At 35.8% G+C, this 16,212-nt stretch carries 21 protein-coding genes and 1 riboswitch; of the genes, 10 read left to right on the top strand and 11 right to left on the bottom strand.

Going from position 1 to position 16,212, the window contains the following annotated elements; genetic code table 11:
• Nucleotides 1–149 precede the first annotated feature (149 nt).
• From ACTDJC_RS20055 to ACTDJC_RS20045, 3 genes are all read right to left on the bottom strand, one after another.
• The gene (locus ACTDJC_RS20055; protein WP_440604496.1) at nt 150–461 is read right to left on the bottom strand and encodes a hypothetical protein; all 312 of its coding nucleotides are present in this window, start codon (nt 459–461) and stop codon (nt 150–152) included.
• 177 nt (nt 462–638) lie between these two features.
• Nucleotides 639–1,118, bottom strand: coding sequence for an RNA deprotection pyrophosphohydrolase (gene ytkD, locus ACTDJC_RS20050; RefSeq protein WP_098306566.1), 480 nt, complete (start codon nt 1,116–1,118; stop codon nt 639–641).
• Between the two features lie 81 nt (nt 1,119–1,199).
• Nucleotides 1,200–1,514 carry a hydrolase gene (locus tag ACTDJC_RS20045; RefSeq protein WP_098306564.1) on the bottom strand — a complete coding sequence of 105 codons (315 nt, stop codon included), beginning with the start codon at nt 1,512–1,514 and terminating at the stop codon, nt 1,200–1,202.
• Nucleotides 1,515–1,624: 110 nt separating this feature from the next.
• On the opposite strand from ACTDJC_RS20045, the gene ytzI reads away from it, so the two are divergent.
• Genes ytzI through ACTDJC_RS20030 form a run of 3 tightly spaced genes read left to right on the top strand, consistent with a single transcriptional unit; the run spans nt 1,625 to nt 2,278 of the window.
• Nucleotides 1,625–1,768 carry a YtzI protein gene (ytzI, locus tag ACTDJC_RS20040; RefSeq protein WP_429712406.1) on the top strand — a complete coding sequence of 48 codons (144 nt, stop codon included), beginning with the start codon at nt 1,625–1,627 and terminating at the stop codon, nt 1,766–1,768.
• Nucleotide 1,769: 1 nt separating this feature from the next.
• Nucleotides 1,770–2,003, top strand: a complete 234-nt coding sequence (locus ACTDJC_RS20035; protein ID WP_440604495.1) for a DUF3953 domain-containing protein — start codon at nt 1,770–1,772, stop codon at nt 2,001–2,003.
• A gap of 44 nt (nt 2,004–2,047) precedes the next feature.
• A complete protein-coding gene (locus ACTDJC_RS20030; protein ID WP_253630693.1) occupies nt 2,048–2,278 on the top strand; it encodes a DUF3953 domain-containing protein in 231 nt (76 codons plus the stop codon).
• A 281-nt stretch (nt 2,279–2,559) separates the two neighbouring features.
• On the opposite strand, the gene luxS is transcribed toward ACTDJC_RS20030, so the two are convergent.
• Nucleotides 2,560–3,033 (bottom strand): S-ribosylhomocysteine lyase LuxS, encoded by a 474-nt coding sequence (gene luxS, locus ACTDJC_RS20025; RefSeq protein ID WP_230576081.1) that lies wholly within the window; start codon nt 3,031–3,033, stop codon nt 2,560–2,562.
• Nucleotides 3,034–3,161: 128 nt separating this feature from the next.
• Between luxS and yidD the strand changes: the two genes are divergently transcribed.
• Nucleotides 3,162–3,392, top strand: coding sequence for a membrane protein insertion efficiency factor YidD (yidD, locus tag ACTDJC_RS20020; protein WP_098306556.1), 231 nt, complete (start codon nt 3,162–3,164; stop codon nt 3,390–3,392).
• On the opposite strand, the gene ACTDJC_RS20015 is transcribed toward yidD, so the two are convergent.
• Nucleotides 3,389–3,952, bottom strand: a complete 564-nt coding sequence (locus ACTDJC_RS20015; RefSeq protein ID WP_440604494.1) for a beta-class carbonic anhydrase — start codon at nt 3,950–3,952, stop codon at nt 3,389–3,391. The two genes, yidD and ACTDJC_RS20015, sit on opposite strands and share 4 nt — an antisense overlap.
• A 221-nt stretch (nt 3,953–4,173) precedes the next feature.
• On the opposite strand from ACTDJC_RS20015, the gene ACTDJC_RS20010 reads away from it, so the two are divergent.
• The 3 genes from ACTDJC_RS20010 to ACTDJC_RS20000 all read left to right on the top strand — a co-directional run bounded on the left by ACTDJC_RS20010 (nt 4,174) and on the right by ACTDJC_RS20000 (nt 7,576).
• Entirely contained in the window at nt 4,174–5,520 is a 1,347-nt protein-coding gene (locus ACTDJC_RS20010; protein ID WP_440604493.1) for a cytochrome ubiquinol oxidase subunit I, read from the top strand.
• Nucleotides 5,510–6,538, top strand: coding sequence for a cytochrome d ubiquinol oxidase subunit II (cydB, locus tag ACTDJC_RS20005; protein WP_440604492.1), 1,029 nt, complete (start codon nt 5,510–5,512; stop codon nt 6,536–6,538). The genes ACTDJC_RS20010 and cydB overlap by 11 nt, the downstream gene beginning before the upstream one ends.
• A 444-nt stretch (nt 6,539–6,982) precedes the next feature.
• Entirely contained in the window at nt 6,983–7,576 is a 594-nt protein-coding gene (locus ACTDJC_RS20000; RefSeq protein WP_440604491.1) for a kinase, read from the top strand.
• A gap of 80 nt (nt 7,577–7,656) precedes the next feature.
• Here the strand turns inward: ACTDJC_RS20000 and ACTDJC_RS19995 are convergent, their stop codons facing one another.
• Genes ACTDJC_RS19995 through ACTDJC_RS19985 form a run of 3 tightly spaced genes read right to left on the bottom strand, consistent with a single transcriptional unit; the run spans nt 7,657 to nt 10,054 of the window.
• On the bottom strand, nt 7,657–7,824 hold the full coding sequence (locus ACTDJC_RS19995) for a FeoB-associated Cys-rich membrane protein (RefSeq protein ID WP_440604490.1): 168 nt from the start codon (nt 7,822–7,824) through the stop codon (nt 7,657–7,659).
• A gap of 17 nt (nt 7,825–7,841) precedes the next feature.
• On the bottom strand, nt 7,842–9,830 hold the full coding sequence (feoB, locus tag ACTDJC_RS19990) for a ferrous iron transport protein B (RefSeq protein WP_440604489.1): 1,989 nt from the start codon (nt 9,828–9,830) through the stop codon (nt 7,842–7,844).
• On the bottom strand, nt 9,827–10,054 hold the full coding sequence (locus ACTDJC_RS19985) for a FeoA family protein (RefSeq protein ID WP_154710773.1): 228 nt from the start codon (nt 10,052–10,054) through the stop codon (nt 9,827–9,829). Before ACTDJC_RS19985 ends, feoB begins: the two co-directional genes overlap by 4 nt.
• Before the next feature lie 206 nt (nt 10,055–10,260).
• Nucleotides 10,261–10,362, top strand: a riboswitch (TPP riboswitch).
• A gap of 88 nt (nt 10,363–10,450) precedes the next feature.
• Between ACTDJC_RS19985 and thiT the strand changes: the two genes are divergently transcribed.
• A complete protein-coding gene (gene thiT / locus ACTDJC_RS19980; protein ID WP_440604488.1) occupies nt 10,451–11,050 on the top strand; it encodes an energy-coupled thiamine transporter ThiT in 600 nt (199 codons plus the stop codon).
• Nucleotides 11,051–11,092: 42 nt separating this feature from the next.
• On the opposite strand, the gene ACTDJC_RS19975 is transcribed toward thiT, so the two are convergent.
• The 3 genes from ACTDJC_RS19975 to ACTDJC_RS19965 form a co-directional block, all read right to left on the bottom strand.
• On the bottom strand, nt 11,093–11,422 hold the full coding sequence (locus ACTDJC_RS19975) for a hypothetical protein (protein ID WP_440604487.1): 330 nt from the start codon (nt 11,420–11,422) through the stop codon (nt 11,093–11,095).
• Nucleotides 11,423–11,776: 354 nt separating this feature from the next.
• Nucleotides 11,777–13,228 carry an RNA-guided endonuclease InsQ/TnpB family protein gene (locus ACTDJC_RS19970; protein ID WP_440604486.1) on the bottom strand — a complete coding sequence of 484 codons (1,452 nt, stop codon included), beginning with the start codon at nt 13,226–13,228 and terminating at the stop codon, nt 11,777–11,779.
• Nucleotides 13,229–13,531: 303 nt separating this feature from the next.
• Nucleotides 13,532–13,702, bottom strand: a complete 171-nt coding sequence (locus tag ACTDJC_RS19965) for a helix-turn-helix domain-containing protein (protein WP_440604505.1) — start codon at nt 13,700–13,702, stop codon at nt 13,532–13,534.
• Nucleotides 13,703–13,930: 228 nt separating this feature from the next.
• Here ACTDJC_RS19965 and ACTDJC_RS19960 point away from each other — a divergent pair, with 228 nt between their 5' ends.
• A complete protein-coding gene (locus ACTDJC_RS19960) occupies nt 13,931–15,211 on the top strand; it encodes an MFS transporter (RefSeq protein ID WP_440604485.1) in 1,281 nt (426 codons plus the stop codon).
• Nucleotides 15,212–15,675: 464 nt separating this feature from the next.
• The gene (gene hpt, locus ACTDJC_RS19955) at nt 15,676–16,206 is read left to right on the top strand and encodes a hypoxanthine phosphoribosyltransferase (protein ID WP_098306526.1); all 531 of its coding nucleotides are present in this window, start codon (nt 15,676–15,678) and stop codon (nt 16,204–16,206) included.
• Nucleotides 16,207–16,212: the final 6 nt, after the last annotated feature.

The following is a 16,212-nucleotide window of genomic DNA, read 5'->3' as shown; positions in this document are numbered from 1 at the left end:
ATCTATTGCTTTCTACCTGCTTTCTTTGTTTTTATTCGTATACAAAAAACACATGTAATATAATATGCGTATGTAGATTAAAAAAGGAAGAATCAATTTTCAGCAGTTATATAATTAATCTACAGAAAAGGAGAAGTGTAGATGAAAAATTATGAGGGGTAGCTGGATTTACGTGTTAGACGTACACTATAAAAATACTTTTCATGATATTGAATTGTCATATAAAGAGGAAGCAAGATACTCGTTGCAATCCCCATCAAAAGGGCAGATAACTCAATCCAAATCGGTGAAAGAGGCGCTAACATCCCGCAAACAGCTGCGAAGATTGCAACGAGAAGAAAGCCTAACAATGACTCCCGAGTCTTCACTTTTTGGAAAAACGAATGAATGAGGAATGCCCCCCGTATACTTAAATGTATAGAAAATAATAAGCGGAAGCCCACCATGCAAGGAAGTGTCATAAGAATTTCCGATAATGGTAAACAAAAAATACGGCAAAAAAATAATTGTATTCATGAGAGCGTATGTAAAATAATTAAATTGAATCATATCACAAACCTCTTTTTATATAATATTTTTGAGTCCTCTCTAGCATGAATAAGGAAATACAATCAAAAAATAAAAAGAAATCGACTGCTCTATTTCGTGAAACAGCCGATTTCTTCTATATGCTGCATTGTGCGCGCTAGTACGTCATCGCGCATAATGAAACTAAAGCGTCTATTCTCTTTAATATTTTCTGGAATATCTGTTAGTAGTACAGATCCCTTCGTTTCTTCATAGTGCGTATGTTGTTCTACTGCACTAATTGTTGCAAAATAAATGTTTTTAATGATTATTTTGTCTTTTCCGGATACTTTATATTGTCCGATATACGTTAAGCTTGATACAATGCCGCCCGTTTCTTCATGAACTTCACGAGCTGCCGCTTCTTCCGGTGTTTCCCCAGCTTCTACTTTTCCACCTGGAAATTCAAGACCCCGGCGCAAATGATGTGTTAATAACCATTGGTTCCCATATCGACACACAACCCAAACGTGCTTTGGTTCTGGAGAAAATGGGTAACGTTCAAACGATAATTGTACAGTGTTATGATAATAATCTTTAAATGTGTACATGCCCTACTCCCCTATTGATGGTTACAAGTTTCTTACCATAAATTGTAGCACATTCTGACTAGTATGACTAATCTTATCCAATCATAATCCGTTGATAATTCCCATCTGTGCAATCAATTCTTTCGCTTCCTGATCCCCTAATTCATAAATCATTCGATATGCTTCTTGTAGTTGTTCATCGAACCGATCATTATTAGAATCATTATGATATTCGACAAACGGAACATGAGAGCGCACAAATGCTCCAAGATCTTCACGATATGCTTGATCAAAATATTCTCGGAGCTTAATAATTTCCTCGTTTGTCGCTTGAATCGCAAAACTATATGTATTGGCCGTTTTCACCTGTGAGATTTCACCATTTGCAACTGAAACATAGTATGTTTTCTTATCCATAGAACGTCCCTTCTTTCACCCGCTTTATTTTCTATTGTTTTCATTTTCTTACAAAAATATGTAAAAGGGAGTATATGCAATGATAAAATAAAAAAAAAGGGGGCCCTTCTATGATGAAAATATTAATTATAGCAGTCATTATTGTGATTGCTGTTTTATTACTCTCCGTCCTAACCATTAATAAAGGATATTCCTATAAACATTCAGTAGATTCTGTAGAGGATAATCCGTATCAAGAAGAAAAGGGACAGTAACATGCTGAAAATATTAAGCATTACTTTTTCTATCATCACGCTATTTTTAGCCGCTTTTGGACTTTTTACAGATAACATTCCATTCATTTTACCTTATATGTTCATCTCTTTAGGACTCATCTTTTTCGTTTCTAGTATTGCAGAATTTCAAAAAAAACAAACATCTGCTGGGATTTTTCTGTTTCTTACTGGTGCATTGGCGTTATATGTTTCTATATCAGACTTACTTCTCTAAACGAAAAACTACTCCTATAACAAGTACCACAAAGGAGTGCTACGATGCTAAAAATACTGCGGATTCTGTTTAGTACAGCTGCTTTGGTTTCAGCTATTTGTTCCTTTTTCTTTGAAGGAAATCAATTCATTCTTTACACCCAAATATTCCTAATTCTTACCTTTTTAGTATGGGGAATTTCTGAAATAAAAGAACAGCGTAAATTAATGGGAGTTCTCTTTCTAGGTCTTGCTATCTTTATATTATTTGTCGCCGTGGTGAAAGTATCTCGATAGCATTCTAATATTCATACTCGTCTCTCTACCAAAGTAAACTACTACACTTCCCTTCTATATATCGGCGCTTCGACACGATATAAAGTGAAACTTTCATCAGTGACGCTTTTCTCACTGATGGAAAGCTCTCACCAATCGGGCTTTTACGGGCAGTTTTCTTCCCCGCTCTTCTCCAGCCTTTACTGTCCGTTAATGCGAGATAAAGACCTCGCGACACCATTCGACATACATATATCCGCCAATTAAAAAAAGCTGCCTATCACAGGCAGCTTTCCTTCATCTTATCCAAACACTTTCTCAAGTTCATCTTTATCTTGGCTTAACCAGAAATTCATTAAGCGTTTTGCGCCTTCTAAGTCATGAAGTTTCGCTTGACCGCACTGCGTTTCGTTTGCAGCAGGAATTTCTGTAATTTTTACTGCATCTTGCAGTGTTAACTCTAATAAATCGATGATTTCGCGTACTGTTGGCGTACCGCTTACAACAAGATAATATCCTGTTTGGCAACCCATTGGCGAAATATCAATAATATCAAAATGAGGATACCGATCGATATATTTACGTAAATTAAATGCTAATAAATGTTCTAGCGTATGAATCACATCTGGCTTCATCGCTTGCTTATTTGGTTGGCAAAAACGAATATCAAATTTATTCACGACACCGTCGCTGCCTACTTTATGAACGCCGCAATGTCTTACGTAAGGCGCTTTTACAATTGTATGATCTAATTCAAAGCTTTCTACTGATGGCATATGCATCTCTCCCGCTTTTATTTTAATTCCGTTATATCCAATATGATATAATGGAATTGCGAATTAGTAAAGTATTATGTACAGACCATGCTATAATACTTACAGCATATGCAAGAAAGGAGATCGTTATGAAACGCATTTTCATCGGTATTATTCGCTTTTACCAAACATTCATTTCCCCAATGACGCCGCCAACGTGCCGCTTTCACCCAACGTGTTCTCACTACGGACTAGAAGCGATTCAAACTCACGGCGCATTAAAAGGAAGCTGGCTTACAGTGAAACGAATTTTGAAATGCCACCCGTTTCATCCAGGCGGATTCGATCCTGTACCAGAGAAAAAACAAAAAGATAATTAACCTTCGTAGCCATTTACAACAACGTCTAACTTTCCAGTGTCTGGATGAATAACAAGTCCATGCACAGGCACTTCTGTTGGCATAAGCGGATGGTTGTGAAGGATAGAAACACTATGCTCTACACTTTCTTCTACACTTGAGAATCCACGTAAAAACCTTTCTAAATCAATTCCAGAATAACGAAGTGTGTCTAGTTTCTCTTCTGAAATACCGCGCTCTTTCATCTTTTCAATCGTGCTGCTCGCTTGAATTTTAGCCATACCGCAATCATGGTGACCAACTACACACACTTCATTTGCACCAAGTTCATAAACCGCGACTAAAATGCTACGCATAATACTTCCAAATGGATGTGAAATAACAGCGCCAGCTACTTTAATAATTTTCACATCACCGTTACGCATGTTCATCGCTTTTGGCAATAGTTCTACAAGACGTGTATCCATACATGAAATAATAACCATTTTTTTATTCGGAAATTTTCCTGCTTCATATTCTTTATACTTTTTACTTTCAACAAATTCCTGATTATATTTCAAAATCTCTTCTAATGTTCTCAAAGTAAAACCCCCTATTTCTTCATATAAGTACAAACTAAGTGTATCAAAGAATGAAAAAAACAAAAAATATATTGCTTTATTCTAAAAATAAGATATTTTCAGATAACAGCCATAATTCTTCCATAATTCTCACACAGTTCTGTAACAACTCCCCCACACTTTGCTCAAATTCTCACTATAAACTATTTGTAGATAATGAAAAAAAGGAGTGAATCATTACTATGTCCGACGTTCTGTTACTGAGTCGTTTTCAGTTTGCAATTACAATCTTTTATCATTTCTTATTTGTACCGTTAACACTCGGACTTGTTATTTTAGTAGCATTTATGGAAACGCAATATGCGCGTACATTGAATCCAACGTACCGCAAAATGGCGAACTTTTGGGGTAAATTATTTACCATTAACTTCGTAATGGGAATTATCACTGGGATTACGATGGAATTCCAATTCGGAACAAACTGGTCTGAGTATTCCAAATACATGGGGGATATTTTCGGTTCTCCACTTGCGATAGAAGCACTTGTTGCCTTCTTCTTAGAATCTACTTTCATGGGAATTTGGTTGTTCGGTAAAGATAAAATTTCACCAAAGTTCCGTGCATTCTCTATGTGGATGGTCGCACTTGGAACAAATATTTCCGCACTTTGGATCATTACAGCGAACGGCTTTATGCAAAACCCTGTTGGCTATGTAGTCCGCAATGGCCGCGCTGAATTAAATGACTTTTGGGCACTAGTTACAAATCCATATGCGTGGCATATGTTCTTCCACACTGTTGTTGGTTGTTACATCGTTGGTGCATTCTTCGTTATGGCTATCAGTGCGTATCACTTACTACGTAAAAATGAGGTTGCATTCTTTAGAAAATCATTTAAGTACGGTTTAATATTCGGTTTATTTGCAGCAACTGCAACACCTTTCATCGGTCATGAATCCGGTGCTTTCGCAGCAAAAATGCAGCCTGCAAAAGGTGCAGCAATGGAAGCAGTTTGGGAAACCGGGGAAGGACAAGGCTTCTCCATTATTCAAATTCCTGATGTAAAAAATGAAAAAAACTTTGAAGCATTAACAATTCCAAAACTCGGCAGCTTCTTCTATACAAACTCATTTGATGGAAAAATTGTCGGTTTAAAAGATATTCCGAAAGACGAGCGTCCAAACGTGAATCTTGTTTATTACAGCTTCCGTTTAATGGTTGCACTTGGTACATTCTTTATGGCACTAACATGGTTTGGTTTCTATTTAATGCGAAAAGGAAAACTAGAAAACTCAAAACGTTTCTTAAAAATTACAATGTGGTCTGTATTACTTCCGTATGTAGCAATTAACGCTGGTTGGATTGTTGCAGAAGCAGGACGTCAGCCTTGGACAGTATACAAACTAATGCGAACAGCAGAATCAGTTTCACCAATTTCTGTACCGCAAATTTGGTTCTCTTTAATTAGCTTAATCTTGTTCTACACTTTACTATTAATTGCTGATGTATACCTTATGCTAAAATTTGCAAAAAAAGGTCCAGCAGCATTAGAAGAAACGAATCAAGGAGGTGTAGCTCATGTCTCATGATACACTTGCAATTATTTGGTTCGTCTTATGGGGCGTGATTTGGACAGTTTACTTTATTCTCGATGGCTATGCACTTGGTAACGGAATGATTTTCCCATTTGTTACGAAGGATCGCCAAGAACGAAATCAATTGCAGGAAGCAATTGGACCGTTCTGGGGCGGTAACGAAGTATGGTTAATTACAGCAGGGGGAGCAACATTTGCTGCTTTCCCAATCACATATGCAAACATGTTCAGCTACTTATATACACCGTTATTTTTAGTATTAATTGCTCTGTTCGCTCGTGCAGCAGGATTAGAATTTATGCACAAAGATGATTCACCAGTTTGGCAAACTGTTTGTAAATGGACGTATGCGGTTGGTAGTTTCTTAATTGCTTTCTTATTCGGCGTTACATTCGCTAACCTGTACTACGGACTACAAATTGGTAAACATGGCTATGAAGGAAACTTACTTAGCTTATTACATCCTTACGGTATTTTAGGCGGTCTCTTCTTCACTGCAATCTTTGTCGTATCCGGTGCACTTTGGGTTATGATTAAAACGACTGGTGAAGTATCAGATCGTGCTTATAAAATTGCCAAACCATTTTCGATGGCAGCAGCAACCATTTTAGCTATCTTCTACGTCGCAACGGCAAACCTTACAAACTTATTCCAAAACTTTACGGAATACCCTGTACTGTTTATCATCCCGTTACTTGCGATGTTAATGAGTGTCATCACAATCATTACGGTTTTCAAACGTAAAATTGGTTTAGCGTTCACATTTGTTTGCTTAACAATCGCCATGTTTATGGCAACTGGTTTTGCTGGCATGTTCCCAAGAATGTTGCCATCTCGCATTAACGATGCATACAGCACAACATTATTCCAAGCAGCAGGCAGTGAATTAAACTTAAAAATTATGTTCTTTGTTGCAATAGTCATGGTACCAATTGTTATTAGCTATCAATTATGGAGCTACACAATCTTTAAAGAGAAAATTCATAAAGACTCTGCAAAGGGATACCATTAAAATGAAAAAGAAGCCTATTAGCAGGCTTCTTTTTTATTTTAATATTGATATTCATTAAAAAAAAAATAGAGAACTCTTCCTATAAGTAAGTAGTTCAGTTTTTGTGGAGAAACAGTAGAAATATCATACCAATTATCCTCTTTCTAAATGACAATTAATGTTAATTTATACTAATGAATATGTTAACATTTATTTAAAATGAAGATTTTTCGGGGGTGCAAAAACTGGATATTAAAACTCGAACAATTATAACTCTCGTAGGTAGTTTCCTATTATTTGCTTTTGGCACATTTAGAATAATTATAGAGTCACTATCATCAACATCCTTGTTCGTAGCGTATATATTTGCTATCACTGGTTTTATTGGCATAATAGCTAATGGTTCAAAACTGAGAAAAATAAGGTAAGAAAAGAATGACTTTTTTCAAAGGAGATGATACTACCTTGAAAGATAATTTCATAACACTCTTACATTTGATTTCAAATCTTGAAATAGATGGCCGGTTTATTTTAGGGGTAGATGGGTTAAGTCGTTCTGGCAAAACAACACTTGTGAAAAAACTTAGCGAGGCTGTAAAAGAAAAGAATCTCCCTATCTATGTCTTTCATATTGATGACCACATTGTTGAGCGTAAAAAGCGTTACAATACCGGCCATGAAGAATGGTATGAATATTATTATTTACAGTGGGACATTACTTGGTTACGTGATCATTTTTTCGATAAACTCAGATTTTCGAACGATCTTATTCTTCCTTTTTATGACAATGAATCCGATACACAGAGTATTAAGAGCATTAAACTTCCTAATACCTGTGTAATCGTAATAGAAGGTGTTTTTCTTCAACGTAAAGAATGGAGAAGTTTCTATGATTATGTAGTGTATTTAGACTGCCCGCGAAATAAGAGATTTCTTCGTGAAAATGAACATACGCAACAAAACATTTCCAAGTTTCAAAATAGATATTGGAAAGCTGAAGAATTTTATGTAAACACAGAATCTCCTACAAAACTTGCCGATTTAGTTTTACAGGGATAATATTAAACTACTAAGAAATATGAAAAAAAAGCATGGATCATTTCTCCATGCTTTTTATATGTTATCTAGGAATCTCTGTACTACTTATTCACCACATGCTTCATATCAGGGCTACAAGCATTGGACTGACATGATTTATTAATGGAGCACGCTGCACATTTTCCTTTTTTACTTCTCTTTACAAAGTTAATTAACGTATATGCTGCATATCCAAAAATGACAGCTCCAATTAAAATATTAACTACCATTATGCAAACATCTCCTTCTAGAATCCCATCATAGATCCAACTTGGTATACGATTAGTGTTAATACATACGCAACAATAAGCGGATAAACAACAGAGAAAATAGTCCACTTAACTGATCCTGTTTCACGGCGAATTACCGCAACTGTTGCTAAACATGGTACATATAATAAGATAAAGAACATAAATGCATATGCTGATAATGCTGTAAAATGAGCTCCGATTATGTTTCCTAATACATCTTCTTTCACAGAATAAATAATCGCCATTGCGGAAACAACAACTTCTTTTGCTAAAAATCCTGTTAATAGTGCTGCAGCTGCTTGCCATGTTCCAAAGCCAAGCGGTGCTAGAATTGGAGCCAAGACGCCGCCAATCATCGCTAGGAAACTATCTCCCATATCTACACCGAATCCAGATGGACCAGCATAGTTTAATAACCAAATGACAACCGAACCGCCAAAGATAAATGTACCTGCTTTACGTACAAACCCTTTTCCTTTTTCCCACGTACTGCGCCATAACGTTTTTACTTGCGGCACACGATAAGGCGGAAGTTCAATTACAAAAATTGATTTTTCTTCTTTTAAAACCGTAATAGACATAATCTTTGTAACGACTAGCGCAAGTATAATACCAATGATATATAAAGAGAACACAACGATTGCTTGACTATGCGGGAAAAAGACCCCAGCAAATAATGCATATACAGGTAGGCGTGCTGAACACGACATAAATGGCGTCACTAAAATCGTAAGTAACCTCTCTTTATCCTGCTCAATCGTTCTTGCGGCCATAATGCCTGGTACGTTACAACCAAAACCAATGATCATTGGAATAAATGCTTTTCCATTTAGTCCAAAAAACTCCATAATACGATCCATTACAACGGCAATACGCGCCATATATCCAGAGTCTTCCAACAATGAAATAAAGAAGAACAATACAAAAATTTGCGGAACGAATACTATAACTCCACCGACACCAGCAATCACGCCATCTGTAATAAGCGCTCGAATAAACTCAGATGCCCCCATATTAGTTAGAGCTGTCGTTACCCAATCTGTAAACGGACCGCCGACAAATGCATCAAGTTGATCAGATAGAGGTGTCCCAATCCACGTAAATGTAACCTGAAAAATGAAATACATGATTCCTAAAAAAATCGGAAGTCCCCAAATTTTATGTGTAATTAATTTATCAATTCGTTCAGAAAAAGGAATGCTTCCTTCTTTTTCATGACGAATGACACTTGTTTTCAACTTTTCAATATACGCTGCACGTACTCCGTACATATGCTGCTCCAGCGTTACATCCAGTTCTACTTCTAATGCAGAGCGAATTGCTACAAGTTCCTTATAAATAGGCAATTGATTTAATTCTTGTTCTACTACTTCATTATTGCTTAAAAATTGAAGTGCAAGCCATCTTGTATGCTCATAATTCGCTTGTTGCAATTTATCCATAACTTGCTGAATTCCTGCATCTACCGTTTCACCATAAGAAAGAATAAATGGCTTCTGTTCTACGCGATCACTTTCGTGAAGAGAAGTTAACAATTCCTCGCAGCCTTTTCCGCTCCTCGCAATAACCGGAATAACTGTTACACCTAGCATTTCAGCCAGTTTCTTCACATCAATGATAATTCCACGCTGCCTGGCAACATCTATCATGTTTAAACCAATTGAGATCGGCTTACCAAATTCTAATAATTGCAAAGTTAAATGCATATTACGCTCGAATTGAGAGGCGTCTACAATGTTTAACATATGATGAAATTCGTCAGTTAATAGGAATTGTGTAACAACCCCTTCATCACGTGACACAGGGTTTAAATCATATACACCTGGTAAATCTATTAAAGTTCCCTTCTTATCTTTTAACTTACCAATCTTTTTTTCTACAGTTACTCCGCTCCAGTTCCCCACATATTCATAAGAACCAGTAAGCGCATTAAATAATGATGTTTTCCCCGTATTTGGATTCCCCAGTAAAGCAACCTTATTCACGCTAATTCCACCTTTATCATTTTCGCATCACAATGGCGAATAGAAATTAATTGCCCGCGGCATTCTAATGTACACGGACCATTAAACATTGCCTTTTGTTTTACACAAAGTTCGCAGCCTTCAGCAAATCCAAATGAAGCTAAACGACGTTTTAATAATTTATCAAGAGATTGTAAATCTTTCACACGTACTTTTTCATCTATATTCATATCAACTAAGTTCATAACTTCTCCCCCTTGGAAGATAACGATAATTATTATCAATATCAATCATATCATGAATTTTTGAAAAAAAACTATACAATATGATGTGAATTTATTAATATTTTTGTACAATTTCAGCATTTTTACGTTACGAAACAAAGTTATGTACGATTCATTTGTCATTCTTATCCATTTTCGTTACAATAAAAGTAACAATCTAAGAATCTCGTTGTCACAGGGGGAGCCGCGTCGCTGAGAGGGAACACATCGTTCCGACCCTTTGAACCTGTTAGTTAATGCTAACGCAGGAATTGTGCAAACGTATATACATAAATAGTTATTTGTAACTTGTATATTTCAATATCCCCCTATGATAGTGATTCTTTTTTTGTAACTTGGATGTAGGGGGAGCTATAAATGCGCAACACAAATTTACAATCGATGATAGAGGCAGCGATTCTCGCAGCATTTGCGTTAGTCATCGATATTTTACCACTATCTATTAAACTTCCAACGAGCGGTTCTATCTCATTTGCTATGATTCCAATTTTTATTATTGCTTACCGCTGGGGATTTAAAACAAGTTTCTTAAGTGGTCTCATTTGGGGATTACTACAAATTGTCGTAGGAGATGCCTACATTTTAACGCCAATACAAGCGTTTATTGAATACTTCATTGCATTTGCCTTTATCGGTTTTGCTGGATTATTTCATACACCAATCCAACAAGCACTTGCCAATAGACAAAGAACAAAAGCAATTACGTATATCATTATCGCTACATTTATTGGCAGCCTAGCTCGTTACTTCTGGCACTTTATTGCCGGTGTTATTTTCTTTGGACAATACGCACCAAAAGGACAATCTGCTGTTTTATATTCCTTCATCGTAAATGGCAGCGCAATGATTGGTTCTTTCGCATTATGTGCCATTTTACTTGTCATTTTATTTACAACAGCACCACGCTTATTTACAAGCGTGAATATGAATTATACAAACAAAAAAAAGATTGCTTAAATAGCAATCTTTTTTTGTGCCTCAGTTTCCCATGTTACTTTCCTAATGTGAATCTATGTGTCTTACCATTTCAGGAGTTTGAGAATGGAGTGTGTCTATCTCTCTCGGCTGCTCTCGTTTATTTTTACCGTTATGCTTATGAATCCAAGATTTCATCTCATTCCATAAAACAACTCTACGCATATCATACCCTATGTGCTGCTTCTTTATATTCTCTTTATAGCTATCATTCCATTTGTGCCACACAACTTTATCATGTGAATCTACCCATACTTCTTGTCGATCAACTACAGTTTTACAGCCTTCATTATTAGCTAGCATAATCATATCATTCTCTAATAATAAAGATAGAGCCGCCGAGTGCCTCTCCATTCCCCTACTCCTTTCTTTTTTAGTGCCTGCCTTTTTTCCCTAAAATGTATGTGCCTTACACATATGTAGTGTATACAAAAAAATCAGTACAAACTATCGATTTACCTTACAAAAAACCTTACAATTTTGTAAGGTTTTAATTGTAAATATTAATATATAAATATATAAACGCTATTACATAAAAATAATATTGCGTGCTTTCATTAATAGTACTCTCCTGTAAAAAATTTAAAGCATCTGTACATACAATCGAGTGCATATCCTGGTTGCTTTTACCCGTTCTTTCGTCTTGATGAAAACTCCCGCCACTTATATCCTGCGGATCTTGAAGTGGGGGTTTCTCGTGTATCACCTTCAAGAGATGCTTAACACAAGTGGAGTTGACACAGCTGCCTGATAGCACAACCCCTCTATTCCATCGGCAAATGCCTTTGGAACTGCTTTTTTTAAGATGTTATAGGCACCATTCACATCTGCGTTCAGTAGTTTGTTCTCCTTCGTACGATACAAGCCGCGTTTGATCCGTTTCCCACTGAATACAGGGATGTCTTCCTCACCGTAAGTCGTGATCGCATCATTGTCTAGAAAGGATGCCTTGCTTGTATACGATTCTTCCACTATTTGTACAGTAATACCTTTTCGTTTTGCTTTATAGGCGATCATTTCAATGAGTAGATTATGCGGGATATGGCAGAACGATTGATTCTGTCGTTTCCCCATATCACTGTTTTGTTTCCATGCTGTATTTTTCCCAATCACAATCATAGAAATCTCCTGTTGAATCGCCAACTGAACAATGTGGTGACTCATTTTATGGAAGAGGTCTTTTATCTTGAGAAACCGTTTCTCATGAAGCCTCTCTAAACGGTTTGATGTGTGTGGGCCTTCTTTTGCTTCTTTTCCATGACGAAGAATACCCAGTAAGCGAGCCTTTTGTTTGTTGTAGTATTGATTAATGCTTTTGATGACATTGCCCTTTACTAACACAGGAGTAGCCCCTGTATTCGTTATGATAGTTGCAATGTTATTAATCCCTAAATCAATACTAATATAACGGTTATTGTCTACATGCTCAGGCAATGGCTTAGATTGTTCTGTCACAATTTCCACCTTAAACTTCCCATAAGCAGGAGAAACACGTACCTCTTTCAAAATTTCGATATATCCGAACAATTTACCGATATTTAATTTTATGCTTGTTTTTGGAAAACGAATGTATTTCTCTTGAAGTTTACATACGTGATTCGTGAAAACAATTTCTTTCATAGATGATTTAATGTATTTGGGAATGCGAGGTCTGCCAGTAAAAGTGGAAGGATGTTTCTGATATGCTTTCATAGAAGCGAAGAATGATTTCCAGTTTTGATATAACTTCTTCATAACCGCTTGATTCGTTTGTGCTGGCAAGTTCATATAATCTTGTTGTTTCATCGTTTTAAACAAACAATCTAGAAAGTTATACGATAAGAAGGATTTCTCCTTTGTAGGGAATGCAAACAAATTACATTTGATTTCTTTTTGTTCTTTTGCGGGTTTTTCTTTCTCCCTTTGTACGCGTTTTCGATACGCACGAAGTTGATTTTCATTCATGATTTCAATATGTGCTTGTAATGTATGAAGAACTTCTTGTTGAAGTGGCTGTAAAGTTTTCTCTGTACATAAAGTCGTATACACTTGGCGAATGTAGAAGTTTGTTGTATTGTAGAGATTTTTTGCGTTTTGACACATTTCTAGGAAGTAGGAGTGTAACTTATGACCTTTCTTGATCCAAATTTGATAGGTTACATATTCTTTTTCTTTCGTCATGATTTTCACCTCCTTCTTTCCTTCATGATACTACAAAACAGCCAGAAAGAACATACATTCGTAATGTCGCGAAAATATTTTTACAAATGCGATGGCAATTCATCTCCCCCTAAAACTAGGCTATGCCCTGCACGTTTTGAAGATGGAGTTTTCTTGCCAATTTTTCGATAAAAATAAAATCATATGACTCTCCTTTTCTATTCAGTTCATTTAATCAATGGAAAGTCTATCACTTTTCTGCGTATAAAAAAAGTAGCACTTCTACTTTAAAGAAAATGCTACTTAAATAAGTAAATGACACATTTACTTTACCTTATTTAAATATCGATAGATGGTCGCTTCTGATGCTTTTAAATGTTTAGCAACTTCACTTACGCCGCCTTTAAGTAAAAATACCCCTTTATCATTAAGTTTTTTTATCCCTTCCATTTTTTCATCAGGAGACATTCTCTCAGGCGAAACTTCGTACTCTATTGAACTACCCCCACCTACCGCTTCGCGCTTGATGTGGGGGTCTTCTCGCCAGATATGATAAAACTCCTGTAATAAAGGAAAAATCGAATATTAAAAATGATAAAATAAGATGTCGTTCTCTTATTATCAAACGATTAAAAGACTTAATCTTTATAGTGAGAGAGTGCTAAGTTTTGAGTTCATCAAAGGCACTATCTTTTAAGAAATCAACCTCTGAGGAGGAAAAGGATGGATACTCCCCAAAAAAATAAGTGGTTTGCACTTGCAGTATTAATTTTAGGCGGAGGAGCAATTTTTAAACTTCCATTTTTAAAAGATGCTTTTTATATTCCTATGATGGATTATTTTCACTTATCTCATACCCAAATAGGGGTAATCTTATCTGTTTATGGGATTATTCAAGCATTTGGTTATATCGCATCAGTGTATATAGTAGACAGGTTTTCTAAGAAGAAAATCATACCTTTTAGCTTAATTGGTGTTGGATTATCAGGATTATATTTAACAACATTTCCTGGTTATTATGGTGTTTTAACCGTTTGGATTATTTTCGCTTTATTTGCAGAGACTGCTTATTGGCCTGCTTTAATTAAAGCTGTACGGTTATTAGGAGATAAGGACGAACAAGGTAGAGTGTTTGGATTCCTTGAAGCAGGAAGAGGAGTGGTTGATACTATTGTTGCTTTTTCTGCCCTTGCAATTTTTAGTTGGTTAGGATCAGGAGCAGCTGGCTTTAGAGGTGCAATTATCTTCCTTGCAGCAACAGCAATTGTTATTGGTATCATTTCTTATTTCTTGGTAGAAGATGACATAATTAAAGATACAGACGAACATGGTAACAAAATTAACAAAAATAAAGCTGCACTAGAAGGTGCTTTACAAGCAGTAAAGATGCCTGAAGTATGGGCAGTATCATTCACTATATTCTCTGTGTATTCCGTCTATATAGGTTTAACATATTTTATTCCTTTTTTAAAAGTGATCTATGGTATGCCTGTTGCACTAGTAGGTGCTTATGGAATTATTAATCAATACGCTTTAAAAATGCTTGGAGGTCCACTAGGAGGATTCTTAGCTGATAAAAAATTCAAGTCTCCATCTAAATATTTAAGAGTTGCTTTTATAGCCGCAATTATTGGGATGACTATTTTTATCTTCTTACCTCATGAGACGATGAATGTATATGTTGGAATGATCTTTACACTTAGTTTTGGCACGATTATTTTTACTCAAAGAGCAGTATTTTTTGCTCCTATTGATGAGGTGGGAATTCCAAGAGAAATCAGTGGTGCATCTGTTTCCATCGCTTGCTTAATAGGATATGCACCTTCGATGTTTGCATTTTCTCTATATGGAAGCATGTTAGATAGAACACCTGGAATGGACGGTTATAAGCATGTATTTTTAACAATGATTGCTTTTTCCGTACTTGGTTTGATTATTAGCAGCTATTTAGTCCGAATTGTTAAGAAGAAAAATGAGTTAAATTCAATTTCAAATGAAGCATGAGATTTATAACAAAAAGATAAGAAAGGTGAGGATATTATGAAAATTGGATTAGAAACAGAAAGCTATCATTTATCATTTTTAATAGCCTGTAAAGCAGTCTTAAGGCTGCTTTACAGATTATAGAGAAGTCCTTTTTTCTATATAATCATTTTATCCCGCATTAACGGGCAGTAATACTCCCACCTCAAAATTCGGTGAAAGCAAAGAAGTTAGGTGGGAGATAAACTGCCCGTAAAAGCCCGATTGGTTCAACTAATAATCAGTGGGGGATGAAGAACCCCCCCACTGATTAAAGTTTCACTTTATTTCTTTGCTACTAACTTCCTTTCCCTAATCTACAATATCCCCCCCTTAATTTTCTATATTTTTATTTAAAAGTAAATCCTCCTTCTCTTTTTTGACTTTTTTGTATGAATCCTTTACAGTCAAACTGTTCATAAGTTTTACAATGTAGGAGGATCAGCATGGAAATCCAAATAAAAGACACTTTAATCTCACAAGAACAGCTGCAAGAAAAAGTAAAAGAGCTTGCACTGCAAATCGAACGTGATTTTGAAGGAGAAGAAATTTTTGTTATTGCTGTACTAAAAGGTTCTTTCGTATTCGCAGCAGATTTAATTCGTCACATTAAAAACGATGTAACAATCGACTTTATCTCTGCATCTAGCTATGGAAACCAAACAACAACAACTGGAAAAGTAAAATTATTAAAAGATATCGATGTAAATATTACAGGTAAAAATGTAATTGTCGTAGAAGACATTATTGATTCTGGTTTAACACTTCACTTCTTAAAAGACCACTTCTTAATGCATAAACCAAAAGCGTTAAAATTCTGTACGCTTCTTGATAAACCAGAACGCCGTAAAGTTGATTTAACAGCTGAATACGTTGGCTTTGTCATTCCAGATGAATTCATCGTCGGCTATGGCATTGACTGCGCTGAAAAATATCGTAACTTACCATATATTGCTTCTGTTGCAACAGATAAATAATACGAT

The organism is Bacillus sp. GB_SG_008 (assembly GCF_052038115.1).
In the GTDB taxonomy this organism is placed as follows: domain Bacteria; phylum Bacillota; class Bacilli; order Bacillales; family Bacillaceae_G; genus Bacillus_A; species Bacillus_A rhizoplanae.
The sequence above is the reverse complement of the archived record's forward strand: the minus strand, read 5'-3'. Positions and strand labels throughout refer to the sequence as shown.